Here is a 24,084-nt window from a genome sequence, read left to right on the forward strand (position 1 = left end):
TGTTATGACTTGTTTTCACTGAGAAAAATTGCAACTCATTATGATTAAAAATATTTCATTTTTACTTTTTCTAACTTTTTGTTGAAATTCTTTTATTAAAGTTGTAAAAAAATGTAAATAATGTAACGTTCTGGTTCTTAAGAAGAAAATAAATCAGGATAAATAGAGTAATAAAGTGAAAATTACATAAAATCGATTTATTTAATTATTGATAGCTTTGCATTAGAATTGTTGTTCTTATTAATTGAATTCAAGCTTATTACATCAATGTAAAATGAACTATAAAATTATACAATTTTACTTTTTTATCCTTACCATCTTTTCGTTGACCTTATGCTCAAACCCTGTATTTGCTCAGGTGGAGTCTAAAAGAGATATCTTGTTCAATGAATCGGAAGGATTAATGCTTTCAAAACCTAATGAGGCAATGAAGGTAGGTTTGCATTTGCTTAAAAATAGTTCTACCGATCAGGACAAGGCGAAGATCAATTTTCTTATTGCAAAAATATATGCCGTAAAAGGCGATTATAATAATGCTTTAAATTATTTGTTTGAAGCTGAAAAAACAGAAATAGATTCCAATTTGTCTTTTGAAATTTCAATCATGAAATCAAAGGTTTTAAGGATACTGTTTTTAGACAAGCAAGCTAAAATGAGCCTTGAAGAAGCCGAAAAACATGTTTCTAAAAAAGACGAAAAGAAAGCTGCTTACGGTTATGCAAGGATCGTGATTGAAAAAGCATCGATGAGTCTTGATCGTCAGGATTATAAAACAGCTTTAGAGGTGTTTGAAAAAGCTGATCCGAAATTCCAATCGGCCTTAAAAGACAACAAAGAACTTACGTTGTTAGCTTCAACAACTAAAGGGAAAATTTATACAGGATTGGGAAATCTTAAAGAAGCGCAATCATATTTTGACCAGGCTGATGTCATTCTGAAGAAATCAAAAATAAAGAACGATCTTGGGAAAATCCATGTTTTGCTAGGTTTGTCGAATGTGTATTTCTATAAAAAAGAACATGCTAAAGCCATTGAAACGCTTTTGGAAGCCGAAACAATTTCGCAGCCTTTGGAAAACCTTTATCTGACAGAAAGTATCAACAAACAATTGTCTATAAATTATATTGCCTTAAACGATCGCCTGAATTATAAAAAATACAACTCGCTCTATCTTAAAAATCATTCTCAAATTGATAATCAGGAGCAGGAATCGGTTAATACGGCTTATAATTTATTCGCTCAGCAATTTGAAACGAATTTCCAAAAAGCACGTCAGGCCAGCCTGAATAAATTTTACTTGGTACTTACTTTGGCTTTTTTAATAGCTTTAGGCGTTGTGTTTTTTTGGCTGAAATATGTGTTGAAAAGAAAAAGACTCAACGAAATCATCAACTATCTGGAAGTTACAAGAAGCAACAGCATTATCAAACAAATTGAGAAAAAAGAAGAGAAGGAAACCAAAAAAATATTTATTCCTCAGGAAACCGAACAAATCCTGCTCAATAAGTTGAAACGTTTTGAGAATTCAACACGTTTTACTAATAATGATATCTCTTTGGCGGTGCTTGCCGGTCAGTTTGAAACCAATACGAAGTATTTGTCGGAAATTATCAACAAGCATTATAACATCAACTTTAATACTTATATCAACAGGCTTCGTATTAATTTTATAGTGGAAAAACTAAAGTCGGATCCTAATTTCATGAATTATAAGATCAGTTATCTGGCCGAAGTTTCAGGGTTTTCTTCCCACAGTAGTTTTGCTACCGTGTTCAAATCGATCACAGGGATTACCCCCATCACATTTATTGATTTATTAAAGAACGAGCGTGAGGCAATGGCTCCCAAAAATGATAGTTATGAGAAGGAATAAATATCTTATCATGGTTTGTTTGTTTCTTATTGCTGTTCTTTCAATAAGTGAGGCTGCTTATGCTCAAAAGAAACAAAATTTTGACAGTATAATTAAGGCGAATACCGCTTTGATGTATAAAAATCCTGATAAAGCAATTGCTACGGGATTGGAACTTATAAAAGCAACGGGAGATAACATCGATGCGAAAATCCGTGCTTATAAATTGGTTTCGGATGGTTATTCTTCTAAAAGGGATTATGAAAAATCGTTGGAATATGTGATTAAAGCCAATGAATTACTGCCACGAACTAACAATAAGTTGCTGAAAATATCAATTGTTGCGAAAACCGGGATTCAATACCATCAGTTAAAAATTTATGATAAAGCGATCAAATATCTGGATGAGGCTGAGCAGTTATGTATGGAATTTCCACACAAAGACTCTATTCACGGAAGTTTAGGCGTCAATTATATTGTAAGAGGATTTATCTATAAAGACAAACTCAACTGTGATATCGCAATCAGCTTTTTTGATAAAGGGATTAACGAACTTTTGACTGCGTCCAAGATTCATAAAAACCTATCCAATCATGCAAGCAGTTTGAGTATTGCCAAGTACAATAAAGGAAATTGTTATTTGATGATGTCCGACAATAAACTGGCGATCAAGAATTTTGAAGAATCGATTTATTATGCCAAAGTTATCAAGGCCAATAGTCTTCAGGCTTTTGCACAGAAAGGACTTTCACAGGTATATTCTTCGGAAGGAAATTACAATGGTGCCATCACTATTTTAAATGATGCACTAAGAATATCAAAAGATGTTGATGACCTGGTACTTAATGAAGAGCTGTACCGCTTATTGTCTGTAAATTATCTGGCATTGAACAAATGGGACCAATATCAGGATACGCGTTTAAAATATCTTAAAAACCAGACCGATTTAATGAAAAGAGAACGCAAATCGGTAAGTGAATCGTTAAATGAAAAAGAGAATCAGGAACAGAAAAATATAGAAAACTGTACTTCTAAATTTTGGGGAGGCATTACACTTTTAGTCTTGGTTTTAGTTTTTGTGATACTGTTTTTTGTCTTGTCAATAAAAAAGACAAAAGTTGCTATTGCTAAACTTGAGCAGAAAATAAGCTTTCTTCAAAATGACACTTCCGATAATGGCATCAAAAATGGAAACTAAAGACCTCTAAAAAGGCCTTTTAAAATCTGAAATTCGAATTACTTTGTTTTTCAGTTGATTGGGATGTTTTTTTCATTTTCAAAATTCGGTAAATTCGAAATAACCTCTTTTTTTAGTGTCCTTCGGGATGGTTAATTTTGCAGTATTAATCATAAAAAAGTGGAGCAAGTTACTTGCTTCGTTCAACAACATAATATAACGTCATTTTCATAAATTAGTTAAGATTAGGAAGTGTAATCAGGCTTTCTTTTTAGATTTAGTTTATATTTGTTTGTTGGTACCTCCGTTAGTTTTAGCGGAGGTTTTTTATTTTTTAAAGAGTATTAGTGGAAGTAATTTCACGTTTAAGTTTTGAAGAAAATTCATAAAAATAAAAACCCAAACCTCGTTTTAAGAAGTTTGGGTTTATTTAAAAAAATGATTTTGACTACTCTTTAATAATCTTTATCGTCTTAGCCTTGTCCTGAGATTGGACCTTTACGTAATAAGTCCCTGATGTTAATTCAGATAAATCAATTCCCGATTCATTAGTCTGCAATGATTTTGACAATACCTGCTGGCCTAAAAAATTATAAACCGTTACCGCTGTAATGTCATGAGAATACGAAAAATTTAAGGTGTTTTTTACCGGGTTTGGATAAACGGTTAATCCGCTCAACTCAAAATCGGTGTTGCCTAAAGTTGTTTGAACACTTACGACACTCTTGAAAACAGGTCCCCAGGTGCCCACATTATCTTTCACACGAACATTGAAAACATGAAGCCCGACAGAAGGCAATGCAATTCCTGTTTTTGAGAGTTGCTCAAACGCGCTGTTAAAACTTCCGTCTGTTGCCAAAATTGGAGTGGCCAGACCTTGCCCTGGATCGGTATCCCAAAAATATTCGGCCTGAGTTAATGAAGATTGCGCCGAAGCGATGAATACGGACAACATTGCCGTTATAGTGAATATGATTTTTTTCATTTTATTTTATGCGTTAAATTATTTAGAATATGCAGCTCCTGAAACATTAAGTGTCCCTGTGTTTAAAACTACTCTTGGTACGATAAAATGGGTAGCTTGCGGTTTTCCGCCATTGTCCGCAGGAAAGTAATTTTCCCAGCTGTTGGAACCGCCGTAATGTCCGGCATCGTTTCTTGATAAATCTAAATCGGTGTAGCTAACTGCTGGATTTCCTGCATTTACATTGGCACCTGTAACAGTATAAGCCGTATCATTGAAGTTCATGTTGGCAGCTCCCGTATTGTTGTTTTGCGTGATTGATCCTTCTGTTACAAAAGGATTTGTAGATACGTTATAGCTAGCCGTTACTATTGCAACACTATTCTCATTTTGGATACAAGCATTGGTTTGAGCAACAGCAAAAGAAATCGCATTGTTCATGATTGCAATGTTTCCGCCAGTGCCCGGATCTCCATTTATGCTGATGTAGATAGGCGCTACGTCTCCACCAAGAGGTTGGTAAACCGTATTGTTTACAATTTCGTTGGATCCGCTTGTTTTGGCGGCGTATACTCCAAATCCGGGCGTAAAGTTATTGTAGAACTTAAAATTATAGCTGCTCTGTTGATTCCCAATCCAGGAAGACACGGCATTTCCTATAATTTCAATATCATTAGCTGCAAGGGAAGTATCAGCAGAAGTGTTGTAGGCCGTCATTCTCTGCGCGTTGTTTCCGGTCATTCTTCCGTGTGAAAAATATACATAGCCGCTAACCGTACAACCTGACATGTTTGTAGTAGTGTTCTCAGAGTCTGCATCAACATTGTTCAAATAGCAGTTCATCAGGTTAATGGTTGTTCTTCCACCAGTTGTTGCTCCATTCACAACAATGTTATAGATGGTGAAATCACCAGAGCTTAAGTTGCTTATAGTAACCACCCTTCCTGCTGCCGGATTGATGTTAATGGTTCCCTTTATGAAATATTTGTTGTAGTTGTATTCTGAAACAAAGGTTAGCGATTTGTTGATGGTCAGGTTTTCAACATAAGCAGATCCGTTTGTTTTAGGTCGGATAATGATTCGGTCTCCATTAGACGCTTGGGCAATTGCTGCACTTACAGTGGAAAATGCATTAGCATCGTTTTCCCTAACATATAAATCGGCTGCTGAAGCAATTGTGGTAAACAAACCGGCGACAGCCATAAAAAGTAATTGTTTTTTCATTTTTTGTCTTAATTTTTTTTGGGGTTTTTAGTTAATAAAATAGTTATAGAATTTAATTTTTATCTATAAGTTTTTCTTACAAAGTCTTACTCAGAAGTTGCCGTGCAAACATATAAATATATTTTATGTAAGATTAGTTCTTTAACATTGTTTTTTAAAAATTATACTACAATAGTACAGCAAAGAAAAATGAAGATTTTGTTTAATGAATATTCGTTCGTTTTGGATTGATATTCGTTGCTGTTGAATGGAAATTCGTTTAGGAATTTTTTATGATAAGGTTAGAAATTTTAAGGTTTTGTGAGTTAAAATAAAGCCAGTCGATCGACTGGCTTTTTAGGCTACATATAAAATCGTTTGTTATTTTACTTTTTTAAGCCAGAAATAATCATTCCATCCTTCGATTAATCTTGTCGGATCGGTGTTTTTGGTTCTGTCTTGTTCTGGAATTAATACAATCTTTTTATCTTTAACAGTAAAATTGTAGGTTCTTGGATCGTTTTCGCCTTCAATGGTAAGTTCAATTTTGTACGCACCGTCGGTAAGGTCTGCAAATTTAATCTCACCAGGTTTGTTAACCAATTTAAAGGCACATGAAACTTCGTTCCATTTTGCTTGTTCTACTTGAGCGGTATTGGGTCCATTACCATAATGTTGTGCATACAATTTATTGTCTTTGAACATATTTACCGACCATTTCACACTCTTGGTGGTTTTTCTGCTGTTGGAAGGATTTGGCATAAATTCTTCATGAGTAATATAGAAACCGAAAAGAAGATTGCCTGTATTGGCATGATTTAAATAAGCAAAATTATTCCATGGTCCTCGTACAACATACATTTCATTCATAGCGGCATAAGGATCCGAATTGGTTAGTTTAGCCAACTCAAAATCAAAAGAATAAAACATTTTGTCTCCTGCATAAAAATCCAATCTGTAATTACCCGGCCCCCAGTCTGTTATAAATGATTCTGAATGTCCAACCCATTCGCCATCACGTTGGTAACGGCTGCTTGGTTCATTGAATTTTGTTTTCTTACCGTCATCAAAAACCTGATCTCCTGAATACTCAAAATAGTTCATGTATTGATTGTCTTTGAACACCTTGATTCTTAAATACTGCGACTGATCCGAAAAGGCATGAACTGTTCTTCCGTCAACCGTTTTATTAGGAATAAAAGTTGCCGTATAACTGTTAATAATTCCGGCAGTGGTTCCGTAAAGTAGTGAATTGAATGTTACTGCTGGCGTTTGTTTGAAAGTGGTCCAATCTAATTTCAGACCTCCAAAATCACCAGCTTTTCCGCCTTTTCCTGCTTTTCCTTTTGCAGATTTTATTACCTTGTCTGCGGCTTTTGTAGTTTCGATAACCGTTCCGGCATCATTAGTTCCTTTTTTGAGTTTATTCAATAATTGTGCATTAGTACCCGTAAAGGAAAATAATAATGCAATAATCAGTGCACCCGTTCTAATTTGTTTCATGTTTTACTGTTTTTTGAAGTTAATCGTACTTAGTTTTCTTAATTACAGGCCAAACATAAATCAAAAGAAAACGGGAATTTCGGGCAATGAATATCTGTTTCCTTTTAAAGGAAATTCGTAGAAGATCAAGGGAAATTCGTTTTAGGTAAAATTACACCTGAAGGTTTTCCAGTAAAACAAGAAATTCTTCTTTTTTTCGAACGGATAGGGGAATGGCAGTTTTGTTTTTCATCACAATCGTGTTTCCTCCTTCGGTTTTAATGAAATGGTCAAAATAAGACATATTGATAAGATGCGACTGATGAGTCCTGAAAAAATTGTAAGGATTTAATAAGGTTTCATACTCTTTAAGGTTTGTGGAAACTACCAATTTAGGAGCATTGATAAAATGAAACGTAGTATAGTTCTTATCCGATTCACAGTTTACAATATCCTGTATATTAACCGAATAAATTCTGTCAGCCGTTTTGAGAATAAGATTTTGAAGGTTTTTAGGACGTTCAAGATTGGCAAATAAATTACTTAGTTTCATATCAAAGACTTCCTTGCTAAGTGAACTTTCTGCTTTTTTTACTGCTTCTATCAAATCATCAGAATCAAGTGGTTTTAGCAAATAATCAATTGCGGAAAAGCGAAATGCCTTAACAGCAAAATCTTCGTAACCAGTAATGAAAATGACTTTGAAATTGAATGGCTTTAGCTTTTGAAGTAAATCAAAACCGGTTCCGTCGGGCATTTCCACATCTAAAAAAACAAGATCGGGCGATAATTGTCGGATAATTTTTATTCCGGATTCTACAGAATCGGCTTCTCCAATTATTGAAATATTTGGGCAAGTCGCTTTTATGATAGCGGTATTTTTTTTTCGGATAGTTTCAATGTCATCAACGACAATGGCTCGTAACATAACTTCTTAATTTTCGTAAATATAAGGAATTTCAAAACTTACTTTGGCACCCACAACCTTTGTGTCTTGGTCTAAAATATTATCGGTGTGTACCACAAAATCCTGATTTTTAGTATAGCTAACCAATCGTTCTTTAGTAATGGTCATCGCTAAAGATTTGTGTCCGTTTATTTTTTGAGCCGTCTCAAATCCTTTGCCGTTATCGGTAACTTCAAAAAATAATTTGTTTTCCTTGAGATAAAAACGAATATCAATTTTTCCGTTGCTATCGGTAGTGCTTAAACCGTGTTTAATGGCATTTTCAATGAAAGGTTGTGTTAGCATTGGTGGCAAAAAGATGGCTTCTTGATCAACTTCTTCTTCAATAGTAATGTTGAAGCTAAATTTGTTATCATATAAAAGTTGCTGTATTGCCATATAGTTTTGTGTCATCTCTATTTCTTCGGCAAGCGAAATGTAATTTTCATTTGAATTTTCAAGGATTTGGCGCGTCAGTTTCGAGAATTTGGTTAAATAATTTACTGCTTCGGTATCTTTTTTATCATAAATCAGCCCCTGAATATTATCAATAGAGTTGAATATGAAATGCGGGTTCATTTGCGTAACCAAAAGTTTCTGCTTGATCTGCTCTTTTTCAAGTACAGTAATGGCTTGTTTTTGCTTGCTGTTTCGATAATAAAAATAAATTCCTAATAGCAATAACAAAAGAAGTCCTGAAAGCGTGATAAGCCAATTGTTTTTAACGGCATTTTTCTTTTCTGCATCCAGTTTTAATTTTAATTCTTTTTTCTCGAAATCGTATTTGAGCTGTTGTTTTTCCAACACATTTTTTGAAGTCTCTCTTTTTTTATAGTCAACTATACTATCGTGCAGCTGGTACATTTCAAGAGCCTTTTTGTAATCGTTTCTCTTTAGACTTAATTCGTATAAAAGCTCGCTTCCGGTTTCCTGAAGATCGATGTTTTCCGTTTCTATACTTAGATCTAATCCTTTGGTTATAAAAGAATAGGCTTTATCATAATCCTTTTTCTCAAAGTAAAGTTGAGCCATGCTGGTATAGCCGTTTGCAAGACTTTTTTGGTCAAGCTCGCCTTGGAGTGCTTCTTTTAAAATTGATTCGGCTTCATCATATTTTTGTTGTGCCAATTTAACACTGCCGATTCGGGTCAGCACATAGCTAATCTTAAACGAATTATTTGATTTTTTTGCAAGTTCAAGTGCTTTATTCAAGTAATAAAGAGCCTCATTGTATTTTTTCAGGTTGCGATAAGATACACCGATAACTGAATAGGAAACAAATCGGGTATGATCAGTACCATCTTCATACTCCAAACTTTTATTAGCATCACAACAGGCAATAACTCTTTTGCTGTATTCTATAGCCTTTTCATAATTGTTCTGATTTACATAGAGATCGGCCAATAGGGAGCATACACTTCCTATTTCTACAACTGGATTTTCACCGGGATTTTTTTCAAAATAACGTAAGGCCGCAAAAAGGCAATCGGTAGCCTTTTGATATTCTTTGATTTTAGCATAAAAACGTCCTTTGGTCATTACCGCAAAATACATATCGTTGTATAGATTTTCCGATTTAAAAAGTGCAATACTTTTATCAATAGCGGCCAATGCTCTCGGTGTGTCGCCTTTTTCTTTATATTCGGTCATTAACCCTTGATAATAATCGGCAAGGCATTGCACGTAGGCTTTATGTACTTCTGGTGAAACTTTTTTCTTCAGACATTTTATGGCATAATCGCCCTGCATGCGGTTGAGGATATGATATTCTTTATCTGCTCCAACGTACTTTTGAGACTTTGCAGTTAATAATGAATAGAGCTTAACAGTATCGTGTATTTTTGGATTTTGGAGGAGTAATTTTAACGAATCAATGGTTTTGTCTTGGGAGTAACCAGCTGAGGCAATGATAAAAAAAGCAAATAAGACAGATAATCTCGTAATTCTGAACATTTGGAACTATACTTGTATTAATTTTCGTAAATATAAGGGATTTAAAAGTTAACTTTCAAGTACATCATTTTCATTTTATGGTTTCTGCTTTCAATCATAACATTAAGACTTGATAATGTTATAATAAATTTTCAAAACATTTATTCTCTAGTTGTTTTGATATTGGAATAATCAAGTAAACTGAGGACGAAAATTTTTCAATGAAATACTTAAACACGCTGTCATAAACTTATTTGTCAATAAATCTGAATAGTGTGTTTGTAAAGAATAAAACTTTAAAAATAAATATTAGGCACATTCAATATACTTTGTTATTTTTGTGGTACTTTATTTAAAGCAAAACACATCTATTATGAATTTACACGAATATCAGGGAAAACAAATATTAGCAAGCTACGGCGTGCGTGTACAACGTGGTTATGTAGCCAATAATGCTGAAGAAGCGGTGGCAAAAGCAAAACAGCTTACTGCTGAAACAGGTACAGGATGGCATGTAATTAAAGCTCAAATTCACGCAGGTGGTCGTGGAAAAGGCGGTGGAGTGAAATTGGCTAAAAACTTAGATCAGGTTCAGGAAATTGCAGGTCAAATCATCGGTATGGATTTGATTACGCCTCAAACACCTCCAACTGGAAAGAGAGTTCACAAAGTATTAGTTGCTGAGGATGTTTATTATCCAGGTGAGAGTGAAACCAAAGAGTTTTACATGTCGGTTTTATTAAACCGTGGTAAAGGTCGTAATATGATCATGTATTCTACAGAAGGTGGAATGGATATCGAAGAAGTGGCAGAACACACTCCGGAGAAAATCTTCACTGAGGAAGTTGATCCTGCTGTTGGATTACAAGGTTTCCAAGCTAGAAGAATTGCTTTCAACTTAGGATTATCCGGTGAGGCATTCAAAGAAATGGTAAAATTCGTTGATGCTTTATATAAAGCTTATATCGGTTCTGATTCTTCTATGTTTGAAATCAACCCGGTATTGAAAACTTCAGACAATAAAATCATGGCCGTTGACGCTAAAGTAACTTTAGACGACAACGCTTTATACCGTCACGCAGATTTAGCGGAGATGAGAGACATCACTGAAGAGCGTCCAATCGAAGTTGAAGCTAAAGAAGCAGGATTAAACTACGTAGACTTAGACGGAACTGTAGGATGTATGGTAAACGGTGCAGGTCTTGCAATGGCAACTATGGATTTAATTAAGTATGCAGGTTATGAGCCGGCAAACTTCTTAGACGTAGGTGGTACTGCAGATGCTAAACGTGTTGAAACAGCGTTCCGTATCATCTTAAAAGATCCAAACGTAAAAGCAATCTTAATCAATATCTTTGGAGGAATTGTTCGTTGTGACCGTGTTGCTCAAGGTGTTGTAGATGCTTATAAAAACATGGGAGATGCTATTAAAGTGCCAATCATTGTTCGTTTACAAGGAACTAATGCTGAAATCGCTAAAGAATTAATCGATAATTCAGGAATGCCAATCTTATCAGCAGTACAATTCCAAGAAGCTGCAGACCAAGTTAAAGCTGCATTAAGCTAATCAGAGAAGATTTTTATCAAATCATAGAAAGAGCCTCAGTATTTACTGAGGCTTTTTTGTTAGTCCAATGTAAAGTTTTTACAACAAGCGTTTTAGTTTTAAGTTAGTGTTTCCTGAAAATGGTTTCTTTTTTCTGAAATCTGCATTGTTTTTATGCTTTATCGTATGAAATCTGTAGTTAATTGATGAATTTTTTGTGTATCCTAAAATACGCACAAATTACAGTTTTAAATATTGGTTAAGTTGTTGAAATACAGTTTTTTGAATTCGATTGTTTTCTAATTTTGGAATGTAATCTTAAATCAAAAAACATGAAAAATTTAATCGTTGTAGTTGTTGCTTTATTGATGAACACAACAATTATGTCGGCAAAAAATTTTAATTCGGCAGAAGACTTACCAAAAGCCGTAAAAAAAGTGGTGAAGTTGCTGGCGGCAACACGATTTGACGAGGAACTTGAAAAAGAAGTAGTGGTAAAAGTAGAGGTTAAAGTAAATGCAGATAACGAAATCGTGGTGCTACGCGTTGGGACAGAAAATGCAAGTATTAAAAGGTTTATCGCAGACAATCTTAATTATAAAAAAATTGAAGCGGGTCAATTAAAACAAGGGAGCGAGTATGCATTTTATGTCACGTTCAAACCAACGTTGTAATAAAGGCTGAATCAAAAAAAAATCCCGATTTACTCGGGATTTTTTTATTATTAGTTTCTAGATTGCGGTAACTTTTCGAGTAAACTGTTCAACTTCGCTGATTAGATTGTTGTAGTCCGGATTAAGGTTGTCCCAAATTTTCACCAAATGCTCTACAACAGTAGCGTTATTTAATGATTGAAAAAGGGTGCTTGAAAGCACCCTTTTTTATTTTTTATTCTTACCGTTCTTAAACTTCACATTCTGAACCACGGGTTCTTTTTTAGGAGCTGGCTTGCCTTTACCCTTTGGAGCCGGTTTTTTAAAATCAGCTTTTGGTTTTTGGCTTGTCGCTTTTGCTTTTTCCGAATCGTTTTTTTGCGCTTCGGCTTTGTGTCCCTTTAAAACCTCAGTAGGATTCTTTGGGTTTTCTTTAGTTCCTCTAAGATGAAGTACCAATCCATTTAGGAAATTGCGTAAAACCTGATCGCCACAATCCATGTACTTCGGATGGTCTTCATTGCGGAAAAAATTCCCCAATTCCCCTTTGGAAATCCTGAAATCTACCAATTCTAAAATTTCAACTATCTGCTCGTCACGTAACTGTAAAGCAACGCGTAGTTTTTTTAATATATCGTTATTGTTCATAGTGTTCAAAATTCGTTAAGCAAAGATACTGTTTTCACAAATGGGAATTTAGTTTTACTTTAGCAAAAAATAATACAATGAATACATACGACGAAAAAATTAGTCTTCTTTCCGAAATGATTGCCTTTGCGGTAGTTGATGGTGAACTTCACGACCGGGAATACGATTTCTTATGGATTATCGCTCAGGAGTTGGGAATAAAAAAAGACATTTTTCTTGAATTGTTCGGTAAACGTAATTCTGTTAGGGTTATAAAAGACGAGCATCATCGTATTATGCAATTCTACCGTTTAGCACTGTTAATGCACTGTGATGGTGTATTGCATGAAAGAGAAATCAAAGCGATAAACGAAATCGGAATCACCATGGGACTTAACCCAATGGGAATTAAAAAAACCTTAAAAGCAATGGCCCAATCACCAAACCAAATGATTGAGCCGGAATTTTTGCTATATGCCTTTATGGAACAGCACAATTAATAGTTTTTAATTTTTTTCGAAGGCTGGAATTTTGGATGTCCGGTATGTTGATATGCAAACGAATAGGTGTCGGCATAACCTTCAAATACCTTCGTTTTATTATCACCTAACCCATGACCGGCTTCAAAATCTGTGAAGAATAATATTGGGTTTTCCGAAGTGTTGGCGGCTTGTAATTTTGCAGCAAATTTTGCCGGTTCCCAAGCGGTTACTCTAGGATCGTTCATGCCAGCAGTTACTAAAACCGCAGGATAGGAAGTTCCTTTTTTGATGTGATGGAACGAATCCATTTCCAAGAGCGCTTTAAATTCATCTTCTTTTTGTATTGTTCCAAATTCTGGTGTATTCACTGGGCCACCGGGAGTGGTTTCCATTCGAACGGTATTTAATGCCCCTACTTCAGGAATGGCTGCTGCAAATAAATCCGGACGTTCGGTTATGGCACGTCCTATTAAAATTCCGCCGGCGCTTCCACCGTTAATGGCAATGCGTTTTGGGTTGGTGAATTTTTCTTTTATCAGATATTCCGCAGAAGCAATCAAATCTTTCCAAGTGTTTGGTTTGGTAGTTTTGCGTCCTGCTTCATGCCAAGCTCTTCCTAATTCACCACCACCACGAACATGAGGCACAACATAAACCCCACCATAAGAACAGTAAGTGAGCATTGCAGTACTAAAATGTGGATTATACGAATAGCCATAAGCACCGTAACCAGTCATCAAAACCGGATTGTCTCCATTAAGCTTGGTGTTTTTATTGTAAATGATAGAAACGGGTACCATCACACCGTCATGGGAAGGAACCATTACTTCTTTGGATACAATGTTCTTCAATTCCGGATATTCCGGTGCTTTGCTCATCGGCTGAAAAGCAAAAGTATTGGTTGCAGGATTATACATATAACGCTTTAAGGGTGAAGTCCATCCTTCCATGGAAAACCAAACGTCGCTGAATTTTTCGGTTTTCATTTGCATTTCAATGCTGCCTGCTTCTATGGGTAGTTTGAGTTCTATTGGTTGATTTTTCCCTTTTGCCAGAAAGTATGCTTTTGCTTTTATACCGTTTTCAGACGCGGTGTAATACAAACCGTCTTTGTTCATTGCAATACCGGTTATGGTATTGTTTTTCGATTCCGGAATTACAGTTTCGGAAGAACGCAAATCGGGATTGGCAAACGAAGTTTTAATTACCTTGTAATTTGGCGCATCTTTAAAGGTTAGAAAATAAAAATTAGTATTCTTATCGTCTAGGGCAAAGTTCACTATTTTATCATCCAGATCGAAAATTTTTCTCCACGATGGTTTACTTGCCGGATTGTTTAACGGAGCCATGTAAAGTTTAAAATTGCTGTTTACAGTAAAAATCAAACCAAAAAGGCTGTTTGAGTTTTTATGATAGAAAACTATCGGGATTTCTTCAGGTTTAATTCCCAGTTCCGGATTGGTTCTACTCGAGAAGAATTCTACATCTTTTGAGGGATCGTCTCCTAATTTGTGGTAATAAATTTTAGTGTTAATCAACCTGTTTTTATCGGTAACATCTGCAGAATTTAAACGGCTGTAATAAAATGAGTTTCCATCGTTTAACCAGCTTGCCGAAGCATACCAACAACGGTCAATTTTTTCAGGATACATTTTTCCGGCAACATCCATGATCATTAATTCGGAGCTTTCTGATCCATTGGGAGCTACTTCAACAGCCACTTTACTTCCGTCTAAATTAGGATAATATGCACTTATTGTATAATTCACTCCTTTTTCCTTTTGATAGGTATTAGGATCGAACAATAATGTTTCAGTTCCTTTATAGCCCGTGCGGTAATACAATTTTCCGTTTTCTTCATTGGCTTTTCTTTTCAGATAAAAATACTTGTCGTTTTCCGTTATTTGAACAAAATACACCACGAATTCCTTGCGTTTGTCGAACTCGACCATCTTTTTAATAATGTTTTCCCGTTCAGGAACTTCGTTGAGTTTGGTTCGGGCATAATTTGCGTTCGATTTCATCCATTCCACTACTTTCGGATCGTTAAGATTTTCAAGATAGCGGTAGGGGTCTTCAAGTTTTACCCCGAAATACTCATCGGTGGTAACTTTTTCGGGAGCTGTTTGGGGTTTGAGTTGTGCCTGAACGGCGGCAATCGAACAAAGAAGGAGCCCGATTGAAAGAGCGTAACTAGTTTTCATAAATCTTTACGGTTTTTGAGTGGATACTCGGTTGAAAAACTAGGTAGAAAGGAGTATATAAATTTACGAATTAAACGTGTAAAATGTTAAAATTCAATTAATTATATTTTTGTTATATTTTTTCCTGAAGATGTTTTATTTCATCACGCAATTTGGCCGCTTGCATAAAGTCTAAATCTTTTGCTGCTTTTTCCATTGATTTTCGTAGCTCACGGATTTTCTTTTCGATTTCCGGTTTGGACAAATACAAATTCTCTGATAAAGATTCTTTATAAGCTTTGTCTTCAAAATATTGCGTGGATACCGAATTTCCAGCCAAAGCATTACCTAAACTTTTGTTCAACGCTTTCGGAACCAAGTTGTTTGCTTTGTTGTAATTCATCTGTTTTTCACGACGGTAAGTAGTTTCATCAATGGTTTTTTGCATCGATGCGGTAATTTTATCAGCATACATGATGGCTTTACCATTTACGTTACGCGCAGCACGACCAACGGTTTGGGTAAGGGAGCGATGACTTCTTAAGAACCCTTCTTTATCGGCATCTAAAATGGCTACCAAGGAAACTTCAGGTAAGTCTAAACCTTCACGTAATAGATTTACCCCGATTAAAACATCAAAAACTCCTTTTCTTAAATCCTGCATGATCTCAACACGCTCCAAGGTATCCACATCACTGTGAATATATCGACAACGGATTGAAACTTTGGTTAAATATTTGGTAAGTTCTTCGGCCATACGTTTGGTTAAAGTAGTTACCAAAACGCGTTCATCGGCTTCGCAACGTAGCTGAATTTCTTCGATTAAATCGTCAATCTGATTCTGGCTCGGACGAATTTCTATTATCGGATCAAGTAATCCTGTAGGTCGAATTACTTGTTCTACATAAATACCTTCTGATTTTTGTAATTCATAATCCGCTGGAGTTGCCGAAACATAAATTACCTGATTCTGAAGGCTTTCAAACTCTTCAAATTTAAGTGGACGGTTGTCCATCGCTGCGGGTAATCGGAAACCGTATTCCACCAAATTCTCTTTACGGCTGCGGTCGCCTCCATACATTGCGTGTACTTGCGAAATGGTTACGTGACTTTCATCCACTACCATTAAATAATCATCCGGAAAATAATCCAATAAACAGAATGGACGCGTGCCTGGTTGTCTTCCGTCTAAATATCTTGAATAGTTTTCAATTCCTGAGCAATAGCCTAATTCGCGAATCATTTCTAAATCGAAATTGGTGCGTTCTTCTAATCGCTTGGCTTCTAAATGCTTGCCTATTTCTTTGAAATAATCGACTTGTTTTACCAAATCCTGCTGAATTTCCCAAATAGCATTCTGTAACACATCAGGCGAAGTCACAAACATATTGGCCGGATAAATATTCAGCTTTTCGTATTTTTCAATTACCTGTGCGGTTTTAGGATCAAAGGCTTCAATTTCTTCAATGTCATCTCCAAAGAAGTGCACGCGAAATGGCTCATCAGCATAACTTGGAAAAATTTCCACGGTATCGCCTTTGATTCTAAAAGTTCCCGGAGTGAATTCGCCTTCAGTTCTCGAATATAAACTTTGAACTAATCGATGTAATAATTTAGTGCGTGAAATGGTTTGATCGCGTTCAATAGAAATCACGTTCTTTTGAAATTCCACGGGGTTTCCAATACCGTACAAACACGAAACTGAAGCTACCACCAAAACATCACGACGTCCTGAAAGCAGGGCAGAAGTAGTGCTCAAACGAAGTTTTTCCAATTCGTCGTTAATAGACAAATCTTTTTCGATATACGTTCCTGTTACCGGAATAAACGCTTCGGGCTGGTAATAGTCGTAATAAGAAACAAAATACTGAACGGAATTGTTCGGAAAAAACTGTTTGAACTCCGAATATAACTGAGCCGCAAGTGTTTTATTGTGCGCCAAAACCAATGTAGGACGCTGCACTTCCTGAATTACATTGGCAACGGTAAAAGTCTTTCCGGAACCGGTCACCCCCAAAAGGGTCTGGTATTTTTCGTTATTAACAATGCCATTGGCTAATTTCTCAATAGCCTGTGGTTGGTCGCCCATTGGGGCAAAATTGGAAACAACTTCGAATTTCATATAAAAAGGGCTGTAAATCTTTGCTGTAAAGATACAAAGAAAAACAACCCTTTAGTGTTATTTAAATCGCAGAGCCAAAGTAATAATGTGGGAATCTAAACCATTGTTTCGGGTGTAGAATCCGTACCTTAGCTCAAGGCTATTGATGCGTTTTACGTGAAAAATACCTTTGTCTGCATCGGTCTTTTTAAAGCTTAAACCGATCATGTTACTGTTGAATTTTGACAAGTCGAAATCACTGGTGTAAAACTCTTCTGCAGTACCATGCAGGAAAATCGGTTGGAAGTATTTTGCAGCACTTTGTGTGTAAAAACGATAGGGTAGGGAAATCGAGGTAAAAGCATTAAGCTTATAACTCGGTTCAATGCTGAACGTGTGCGATTGCAGGTTCCAGTTGTCCCAGTAATAACGATAAAAGCCTCTTAAAACGATGTTGTCGCCCAGAAAATAACTGGCTCGTACTCCCACCGGTAATTTGAAACGGGTATCGGGAAGTTTTTCAGAACGTACCGAAGCATTATTAAAATAGACACGGTTAAATTTCGTAGCTAATAATCCTTGCTGATAACCAAAATCTGTTAAGAATGCCATCTGGAAATTTTGATTGATAACCTGCGAAAGCGTAAGCCCTAAATTATAAGACGTTCGCGGTTTCATATCGCCATGTTTGGCATCGTTATCGGATGGAGTATTCCTCAGTTCTACTGGTAAAATCACTTTCCATGTATCGAAAAAAGCCATTCCTTTTACGGAGAATTCCCGGTTTTTATCTTTTGAGATTTTGGTATAACCTAAATTTCCCCCAATTGAAGTATAATCAAATTCTCCAGAAAACGACAAACCACCGTTTAAGCCATAGTTTTTTTCTTCGTTTTGGAATGCATAATTCAAAGAAGGATAAACCCTTACATCCTGATAAGAAGCAGAACTTACAGTATTCGGATCGATTTTATCGGATGATGCCGAAGTATAGGAATCGATTCCCAATTCGAAAGCAAAATTATGTTTGTTGTTGTTTTTGTCTCTTTTAGAAGCTTTGATATCGAAAGTTGTGGCAATATCGGTTAGTTTTTCGGTTCCTTTTCCACCGGTTACGGCAGAATTATCCCCGTTTTGAGAATAGTAACTCGATATAAAATTTATTTCCTCGATTTTAAGTTTCTGCTTTTTATAGGCAGAAGAATCGGTAGTGGTATCCTGTGCTTTGGCGTGATTTCCAAATAAGAAAGCTAAAATGGAAGCTGCAAATATCTTACGTTTCATTTCAATACATTTTAATTAGTTGCAACCGCAGCCACCGCCTGTTTTTCCACCATTGGCACCCGAACTTCCTTCACGGTACAATTGAAAAGTGTTCTCAAATTTTTCCGTTTTTTTTGCTGCCAATTCCATTTCCGAGTCGTTAATTTTCGACTTTTGATACTCTTTTACCGATTTGCAATGTATAGCGCTCCCCGCTATTAAAAGCACACAAATTATTTTTTTCATTGTCGTACTGTTAGGTTAGTCTAATATTGTTTGAGTAGTGTTTTTTGTTGTTATCGTCTATGATGATGCACCCGATGCCCCGCAACTGATTGATAAAATCCAATCCCACTTCAATACCCATTACAGTAACCGGTGTGGCCAAAGCATCTGCGATTTCTGCGTTTTCGGCAATAATAGTTACACTTTTGATACCTCGTACCGGAAAACCTGTTTTTGGGTCGATGGTGTGAGAATACTTTTTCCCGTCAATAATTACGAATTTTTCATAATTTCCGGAAGTTGCAACAGCTGTGTTGGTAATGCGAAAGGAAGAAAAAATTTCGTTCTGATGGTTTGGGTCTGCAATACCGATAGTCCAAGGTTGTCCGTTTTCTTGAACACCCCATGCGGATAAATCACCGGAAGCATTTACAATTCCACTTTCTACACCGTTTTCAAGTAACTTCTTTTTTGCCATTTCTGCAGCGTATCCTTTACCGATTCCTCCAAATCCAATGCGCATTCCTTTTTCTTTTAAAAAAACGGTTTTGTTTTTTTCGTCTAAAAGGATGTTCTGATAATTAATCAGGCTTACCGATTTTTTTGCCAGTTCCGAATCGGGTAAAGCAGTCATTTTTGTGTCGAAATTCCAGAATTTCTTGTCCAAGCCGCCGTAACTGATATCGAAAGCCCCTTGAGTCATTTGTGAAATCATCTGGCATCGTTGGATTAATGAAAAAACTTCTTCAGGAACCGCAATAGGCTGTATCCCTGCCATTTCGTTGATTTTAAACGTAATGCTTTCTTCCGAAAATGTGGTAAGAAGTTTTTCGATCCTTCTGATCTCCTCAATAGCCGTATCAATTTTATCGGAACACCAATTTTCATCGGGGCCTAAAACGGTAAACTCGAAACGGTTTCCCATTAATTTATCCGTCTTTTTTAAAAGCATGCTTTATTTTAATTTGGCAATGAATTCCTCAAGGGTTTCCGTTGGAAGTTGTTCCCATTTTTTCAAGATTTCTCCTTTCGGATTCAAAAGCAGGATCATTGGGAAATACCCTTTACTGTTGTATTTCTCGGCAAGAATGTCATTTTCTTTTGCTTCCGTTTCCGGTAATTGGTTTTTCTTTAATCTTGGAAAATCGGCGTTAAAAAGAATTAACGATTCTTCACTGAATTTTGCGAAGGCATCCGTTAGTATAAATTGCTTTTTGAATTTTACACAAGGTGCGCACCAATCGGAACCCGAAAAATAAAGCAATAGGTTTTTGTTTTCCGTTTTGGATTTTTCTAAGGATTCCTTAAAGGTTAAGTGTTTGGTTGCCTGTGCTGTCATTAAAAGGCTGAACAACAGCAAAAATGTCATTAATTTCCACTTCATTACAAATACTGTTTTTATTAGGTTTACTTTTTAACAGTTTAATAGTCAATTAAATTACAACAAAATAACGAATATTTGAAAAGAAAAGTATTGCTCTAATCTAAAGATTCGATTAAGATTAAGTCTCCTTCATCGTGGTTTATGGTAACCAAACCATCTTGTGCGGCATGGTTACTGTTTCCAGTTCTAAAACCGATGGTAAGTGTATCATTTCTAAGTGGATAAAACAGATTTTCCGAATGAATTCCCGTTACATGTCCTATCGGAATCAATGAAATAATACTGTCTTTAGTGTACCATTTTTGAAAGTGTTTCGGCAAGAGAAAGATTTTGGAATGATCATCCAGTATAACAATTTTCAGTTGGTGACGGTAGCGGACAATATTAGTAATGTTGGCAAAAGTATGATCGGCACGTTTTCCCGTAGCCCACACGACATTTACAGCTTTATGACCTTTATCAATTAAAAAATCAAAAGCTTTCTCCAAATCGGTTTTTTCCTGATCGGGAGTATGTACAATTTCCAGCGGATATTGTTTTTCACGATAGTACTCGGGGTCGAAACCTCGGTCGAAATCTCCCAAAAGTACATCGACTTTGATTCCTAAACTAAAGACACGTTCTATAGCAGAATCTAAGACAATAACCAAAGGAGACCATTCCAGCAGCTGACCTAATAATTCGGAACTGCATTCGGCTCCGTTGGCAATGATTAATGCGGGTTCTTGATCGTCGCGTACTATATGGTGTGAAGACATCTGTGAAAATATTTTCTCAAAGATAACTATTGTACCAGATAATTCCGAGTGTCGGTTTCCCCTAAACTGAAATACCCCAAGGGAAAATCGTTTTGGTTGGTTTGGTTGATGATGTTACCACGTAAAGTTACCGGTGGCGTAGCAAACGGATTACCGGAATTAGTTGAGGCAATCGTGATGAGTTTGTTCATGTAATTGTAATACGATTTGGAAATGCCCTGCACCTGTAATAAAAGTGTGATTCCGGGATTGGTTTTGTCGCTGGCGTAAAACCCGAACATCACATTTCCTTGGAAAAATTCATCACTTAAAGCACCGTATTCCGGAATTACTTTATTAGGATTGACTACTGTAATTAAGTAATAATTCTCTTCAGCTCCGTTGTCCTGATAGAAAAATTTGATCTGAATCAAATCACTTCCGTCAATACCGGTTACTGTTTCCTGTTGCACATTTATAATTGGTGGCGTGGCATAAAGTTTACTGGTTGAGGTGTAAATAGCTCCGTTGTACTGAACTGTCAGCGTGTAACTTTCATTAACTACCGGAACAAAGTTGGTGCAGAGGTAATTTCCGGTTGTACCGCTTTCAATGAAATCAAAAACAGTGTTTGAACTGTTGGTAACGGTTACCGTAGCTCCGGAAGCAGGAACAATTTCATTGGTGTAAAAATTATTGGTCAGGCTCAGCTTTATAATCTGATTTTCGCCTGTTGTTCCTTTTTGCCATTTAATCGCAGCGTCTATTACCAATTTGGGCTGATCGTCTTTCAAATCAACATTCACAACGTCTTCGCATCCGGTTATCAGGATAAAGGAAATAAATAACGACAGGTATATTAGGATATTTTTCATTTTTTAAAACTTGAAATTATAAGTAACGGAAGGCACTATACCGAATATGGACAACCGAACGGCTTCGTTGGCTCCGGTTTCGTAATTCTGACGGAAACTGATGGAAGCTGCATTTTTTCGACTGTATAAATTATAGATACTGAATACCCATTCACTTTTGAAACGTTTTTCTCTTTTTTGTTTGGTGGTCAAGGTAGCCGAAACATCCAAATGATGGTACAAAGGCAAACGGTCGGCATTTCTGGAATTGTAACTAGGAACGGTAATTCCCTGATAAACATATTTTCCGGTAGGATAAGTTACGGGTTGCCCGGTTTGTAAAGTAAAATTCGCTCCAAAATTCCATTTTTTATTGAGTTTATAACTTCCGGTGATGGCTAAATTATGGGTTTTGTCGTAGGCAGAATTGTACCAGTTTCCGTTGTTGATTCCAACTTCGGTTGGGGTTCTTCCTGGGGTTTGCTGTTGTGATTTGGAAAGTGTGTAAGCAATCCATCCGTTTAAGGTTCCGGTGTTTTTTCGCAGTAAAACTTCCAAACCATAAGAGCGCATTCGTCCGTTTAAGATTACCTGTTCGATGGCTTCGTTGGCGATTAAATCCGCACCGTCGATGTAATCCATTCGGTTTTTAACTTTTTTATAGAAAACTTCCGTTTCCAGTGTGTATTTCTCTTCTTTAAAATTGTTGAAATACCCCAAAGCGAACTGATCGGCAATTTGCGGCTTAATGTACATATCGCTTGGCGTCCAAACATCCAAAGGAGTAGGTGAGGCTGTGTTGGAAATGAGTTGCAGGTATTGTGTCATTCGATGATAACTTCCTTTAACGGATTGGTTTTCATTGATTTCGTATGCAATAGCTAAACGAGGTTCGAAATTATCATAGCTGGCTATTTTTTTGTTTCTGCCATAATATTTTGTTGCTATAGGAGTTCCTTTTTCATAAATTTTCAGATCTTCATCATAATCTACAGGCTGTGTGTTTGCATAGTGATTTATTGTAGAGGCTCCCAAACGATAAAATTGACTGTATCTGATTCCGTAAGAAACGTTGAGTTTGTTTGTGATGGTTTGTTCGATATCAATATATGCGGCAGGTTCGATTGCGAATTTTTTTTCTAATTGCCTGTAATTAATTGAGGATTCATCATTCAAAGGTTTAATAGTTCCCGGATTGAAGTCATAGTAATTGGCATTGGCTCCGTAATTCAGTTTTAATTTGTCGGATAGATAATGCTTGAAATCGTACTTTAAATTATAATTTTTGATTCCCGACTTCCAGTTGAAACCCACGAAATCCAAAACGAGTCCATAGTAATAATCACTGTAAATCAGGGATAGATTCGAGAAAAGTTTGTCGGAAAATAAATGGTTCCACCTAGTGTTGATCGTGGCATTTCCGTAAGTATTTGTGAAGGTTTCGTTCAAAGAAAAAATGTCCCTTCCGAAGTAACCGGAAAGATACAAGTTGTTGTTTTTGTTGAGTTTGTAATTGAGTTTGGTATTTAAATCATAAAAATAGGCCGAGTTTTTATTGTCGGATAATTTCAGAAAAAGATGCGCGTAGGAAGCCCGTCCGCCAAACAAAAACGAACCTTTTTCTTTTACGATGGGTCCTTCAGCTAATAATCTACTGGAAATTAAACCGATTCCACCGTTTATGCTGAATTTATTGCTGTTTCCGTCTTTCTGATAAATATCCAAAACCGATGAGGCACGACCGCCGTAACGTGCCGGAATTCCGCCTTTGTAAAGTTTTAAATCTTTAATAGCGTCGGGATTGAACACCGAAAACATTCCAAAAACGTGAGAAGAATTGTAAATCGTGGCTTCATCTAAAAGTATCAAATTCTGATCGGCACCACCACCACGAACATTAAAACCCGATTGACCTTCTCCGGCATTGGTAACTCCGGGCAAAAATAAAAGTGATTTAATGATGTCGACTTCACCTAAAACCACCGGCATTTGCTTTATGGTGGCAATGGATAATTTATTAACGCTCATTTCCGGTTTTCGGATGTTAGCTTTAGGTTTGTTGTAAATAACGATTTCTTCGAGCTGTTTGTTTTCTTCGGTTAGTTTAAAATTTTTGGTACGGTTTTCTGTTAGTGAAATAGTTTCTTCTACCGCCTGATACCCAACCATGGTAATCTGTAAAGTGTATTCGCCTTTGGGAAGGGTCAAGGAATAAAATCCATATTCATTGGTTATGGAATTTATTTTTGTATTTCGAATCTGAATGTTAGCCCCAATTAAGCTTTCATTGGTGTTTTTATCTGAAATTGTGCCACTAATAGTGAATTTCTCCTGCGAATGCATGCTGGAAAAATAAAAAACGGTCAAAACTACCAGTAGAAATTTTTGCATAATAGTATTGGAAAAAGGTGTTTGATATTAAGATGCAAATTTCGTGATTTTGAAAGAGAATGATTGTTAAGGTTTGGTTAAT

At 36.2% G+C, this 24,084-nt stretch carries 19 protein-coding genes and 1 pseudogene; 5 read left to right on the forward strand and 15 right to left on the reverse strand.

Annotated features, from left to right (window positions below):
- Positions 1-274: 274 nt before the first annotated feature.
- A complete protein-coding gene (locus tag LZZ90_RS09460) occupies positions 275-1,873 on the forward strand; it encodes a helix-turn-helix domain-containing protein (protein ID WP_237790449.1) in 1,599 nt (532 codons plus the stop codon).
- Positions 1,860-3,050 (forward strand): lipopolysaccharide assembly protein LapB, encoded by a 1,191-nt coding sequence (locus LZZ90_RS09465; RefSeq protein WP_237790450.1) that lies wholly within the window; start codon positions 1,860-1,862, stop codon positions 3,048-3,050. Before LZZ90_RS09460 ends, LZZ90_RS09465 begins: the two co-directional genes overlap by 14 nt.
- 427 nt (positions 3,051-3,477) lie before the next feature.
- Here the strand turns inward: LZZ90_RS09465 and LZZ90_RS09470 are convergent, their stop codons facing one another.
- From LZZ90_RS09470 to LZZ90_RS09490, 5 genes are all read right to left on the reverse strand, one after another.
- A complete protein-coding gene (locus LZZ90_RS09470; RefSeq protein ID WP_237790451.1) occupies positions 3,478-4,014 on the reverse strand; it encodes a T9SS type A sorting domain-containing protein in 537 nt (178 codons plus the stop codon).
- Positions 4,015-4,032: 18 nt separating this feature from the next.
- On the reverse strand, positions 4,033-5,217 hold the full coding sequence (locus LZZ90_RS09475) for a hypothetical protein (protein WP_237790452.1): 1,185 nt from the start codon (positions 5,215-5,217) through the stop codon (positions 4,033-4,035).
- A gap of 360 nt (positions 5,218-5,577) precedes the next feature.
- Complete coding sequence (locus LZZ90_RS09480; RefSeq protein WP_237790453.1) at positions 5,578-6,699, reverse strand: hypothetical protein; 1,122 nt, start codon at positions 6,697-6,699, stop codon at positions 5,578-5,580.
- A 151-nt stretch (positions 6,700-6,850) separates the two neighbouring features.
- Complete coding sequence (locus LZZ90_RS09485) at positions 6,851-7,606, reverse strand: LytTR family DNA-binding domain-containing protein (RefSeq protein ID WP_237790454.1); 756 nt, start codon at positions 7,604-7,606, stop codon at positions 6,851-6,853.
- Between the two features lie 6 nt (positions 7,607-7,612).
- Positions 7,613-9,577, reverse strand: a complete 1,965-nt coding sequence (locus LZZ90_RS09490) for a histidine kinase (RefSeq protein WP_237790455.1) — start codon at positions 9,575-9,577, stop codon at positions 7,613-7,615.
- Between the two features lie 352 nt (positions 9,578-9,929).
- On the opposite strand from LZZ90_RS09490, the gene sucC reads away from it, so the two are divergent.
- Both sucC and LZZ90_RS09500 read left to right on the forward strand, forming a co-directional pair.
- On the forward strand, positions 9,930-11,123 hold the full coding sequence (gene sucC / locus LZZ90_RS09495; protein WP_237790456.1) for an ADP-forming succinate--CoA ligase subunit beta: 1,194 nt from the start codon (positions 9,930-9,932) through the stop codon (positions 11,121-11,123).
- 311 nt (positions 11,124-11,434) lie between these two features.
- Positions 11,435-11,776 (forward strand): hypothetical protein, encoded by a 342-nt coding sequence (locus LZZ90_RS09500; protein ID WP_237790457.1) that lies wholly within the window; start codon positions 11,435-11,437, stop codon positions 11,774-11,776.
- A gap of 207 nt (positions 11,777-11,983) precedes the next feature.
- Here LZZ90_RS09500 and LZZ90_RS09505 read toward each other — a convergent pair whose 3' ends face one another.
- On the reverse strand, positions 11,984-12,403 hold the full coding sequence (locus LZZ90_RS09505; RefSeq protein ID WP_237790458.1) for a DUF1456 family protein: 420 nt from the start codon (positions 12,401-12,403) through the stop codon (positions 11,984-11,986).
- Positions 12,404-12,477: 74 nt separating this feature from the next.
- On the opposite strand from LZZ90_RS09505, the pseudogene LZZ90_RS09510 reads away from it, so the two are divergent.
- Positions 12,478-12,882: pseudogene (locus LZZ90_RS09510) on the forward strand (TerB family tellurite resistance protein); the annotation flags it as partial.
- Here the strand turns inward: LZZ90_RS09510 and LZZ90_RS09515 are convergent.
- From LZZ90_RS09515 to LZZ90_RS09555, 9 genes are all read right to left on the reverse strand, one after another.
- Positions 12,879-15,068, reverse strand: a complete 2,190-nt coding sequence (locus LZZ90_RS09515; protein ID WP_237790460.1) for a prolyl oligopeptidase family serine peptidase — start codon at positions 15,066-15,068, stop codon at positions 12,879-12,881. The pseudogene LZZ90_RS09510 and the gene LZZ90_RS09515 sit on opposite strands and share 4 nt — an antisense overlap.
- A 112-nt stretch (positions 15,069-15,180) precedes the next feature.
- Positions 15,181-17,169: an excinuclease ABC subunit UvrB gene (uvrB, locus tag LZZ90_RS09520; protein ID WP_237790461.1), complete on the reverse strand. Its 1,989-nt coding sequence runs from the start codon at positions 17,167-17,169 to the stop codon at positions 15,181-15,183.
- Between the two features lie 57 nt (positions 17,170-17,226).
- Positions 17,227-18,432 carry a DUF3570 domain-containing protein gene (locus tag LZZ90_RS09525; protein WP_237790462.1) on the reverse strand — a complete coding sequence of 402 codons (1,206 nt, stop codon included), beginning with the start codon at positions 18,430-18,432 and terminating at the stop codon, positions 17,227-17,229.
- 15 nt (positions 18,433-18,447) lie between these two features.
- Positions 18,448-18,657 (reverse strand): DUF4266 domain-containing protein, encoded by a 210-nt coding sequence (locus tag LZZ90_RS09530; RefSeq protein ID WP_237790463.1) that lies wholly within the window; start codon positions 18,655-18,657, stop codon positions 18,448-18,450.
- 10 nt (positions 18,658-18,667) lie between these two features.
- Positions 18,668-19,588, reverse strand: a complete 921-nt coding sequence (locus tag LZZ90_RS09535; RefSeq protein WP_237790464.1) for an FAD:protein FMN transferase — start codon at positions 19,586-19,588, stop codon at positions 18,668-18,670.
- A gap of 3 nt (positions 19,589-19,591) precedes the next feature.
- Positions 19,592-20,020: a thioredoxin family protein gene (locus LZZ90_RS09540; RefSeq protein WP_237790465.1), complete on the reverse strand. Its 429-nt coding sequence runs from the start codon at positions 20,018-20,020 to the stop codon at positions 19,592-19,594.
- 95 nt (positions 20,021-20,115) lie between these two features.
- Positions 20,116-20,778 carry a thiamine diphosphokinase gene (locus tag LZZ90_RS09545; RefSeq protein WP_237790466.1) on the reverse strand — a complete coding sequence of 221 codons (663 nt, stop codon included), beginning with the start codon at positions 20,776-20,778 and terminating at the stop codon, positions 20,116-20,118.
- A gap of 26 nt (positions 20,779-20,804) precedes the next feature.
- On the reverse strand, positions 20,805-21,632 hold the full coding sequence (locus LZZ90_RS09550; RefSeq protein WP_237790467.1) for a DUF4249 domain-containing protein: 828 nt from the start codon (positions 21,630-21,632) through the stop codon (positions 20,805-20,807).
- A 3-nt stretch (positions 21,633-21,635) separates the two neighbouring features.
- A complete protein-coding gene (locus LZZ90_RS09555) occupies positions 21,636-24,002 on the reverse strand; it encodes a TonB-dependent receptor (protein ID WP_237790468.1) in 2,367 nt (788 codons plus the stop codon).
- Positions 24,003-24,084 lie beyond the last annotated feature (82 nt).

Origin of the sequence: Flavobacterium sp. SM15 (genome assembly GCF_022012335.1) — a bacterium.
Taxonomy (GTDB): domain Bacteria; phylum Bacteroidota; class Bacteroidia; order Flavobacteriales; family Flavobacteriaceae; genus Flavobacterium.

Bases quoted from the DNA above. Each gene is read 5' to 3' on its own strand.
- LZZ90_RS09460 (WP_237790449.1), top strand. From the start codon at position 275: ATGAACTATAAAATTATACAATTTTACTTTTTTATCCTTACCATCTTT.
- LZZ90_RS09515 (WP_237790460.1), bottom strand. From the start codon at position 15,068: ATGAAAACTAGTTACGCTCTTTCAATCGGGCTCCTTCTTTGTTCGATT.
- LZZ90_RS09485 (WP_237790454.1), bottom strand. From the start codon at position 7,606: ATGTTACGAGCCATTGTCGTTGATGACATTGAAACTATCCGAAAAAAA.
- LZZ90_RS09470 (WP_237790451.1), bottom strand. From the start codon at position 4,014: ATGAAAAAAATCATATTCACTATAACGGCAATGTTGTCCGTATTCATC.
- LZZ90_RS09530 (WP_237790463.1), bottom strand. From the start codon at position 18,657: ATGAAAAAAATAATTTGTGTGCTTTTAATAGCGGGGAGCGCTATACAT.
- LZZ90_RS09480 (WP_237790453.1), bottom strand. From the start codon at position 6,699: ATGAAACAAATTAGAACGGGTGCACTGATTATTGCATTATTATTTTCC.
- LZZ90_RS09555 (WP_237790468.1), bottom strand. From the start codon at position 24,002: ATGCAAAAATTTCTACTGGTAGTTTTGACCGTTTTTTATTTTTCCAGC.
- LZZ90_RS09525 (WP_237790462.1), bottom strand. From the start codon at position 18,432: ATGAAACGTAAGATATTTGCAGCTTCCATTTTAGCTTTCTTATTTGGA.
- LZZ90_RS09535 (WP_237790464.1), bottom strand. From the start codon at position 19,588: ATGCTTTTAAAAAAGACGGATAAATTAATGGGAAACCGTTTCGAGTTT.
- LZZ90_RS09475 (WP_237790452.1), bottom strand. From the start codon at position 5,217: ATGAAAAAACAATTACTTTTTATGGCTGTCGCCGGTTTGTTTACCACA.
- LZZ90_RS09500 (WP_237790457.1), top strand. From the start codon at position 11,435: ATGAAAAATTTAATCGTTGTAGTTGTTGCTTTATTGATGAACACAACA.
- sucC (WP_237790456.1), top strand. From the start codon at position 9,930: ATGAATTTACACGAATATCAGGGAAAACAAATATTAGCAAGCTACGGC.
- LZZ90_RS09505 (WP_237790458.1), bottom strand. From the start codon at position 12,403: ATGAACAATAACGATATATTAAAAAAACTACGCGTTGCTTTACAGTTA.
- LZZ90_RS09540 (WP_237790465.1), bottom strand. From the start codon at position 20,020: ATGAAGTGGAAATTAATGACATTTTTGCTGTTGTTCAGCCTTTTAATG.
- LZZ90_RS09545 (WP_237790466.1), bottom strand. From the start codon at position 20,778: ATGTCTTCACACCATATAGTACGCGACGATCAAGAACCCGCATTAATC.
- LZZ90_RS09465 (WP_237790450.1), top strand. From the start codon at position 1,860: ATGAGAAGGAATAAATATCTTATCATGGTTTGTTTGTTTCTTATTGCT.
- LZZ90_RS09490 (WP_237790455.1), bottom strand. From the start codon at position 9,577: ATGTTCAGAATTACGAGATTATCTGTCTTATTTGCTTTTTTTATCATT.
- LZZ90_RS09550 (WP_237790467.1), bottom strand. From the start codon at position 21,632: ATGAAAAATATCCTAATATACCTGTCGTTATTTATTTCCTTTATCCTG.
- uvrB (WP_237790461.1), bottom strand. From the start codon at position 17,169: ATGAAATTCGAAGTTGTTTCCAATTTTGCCCCAATGGGCGACCAACCA.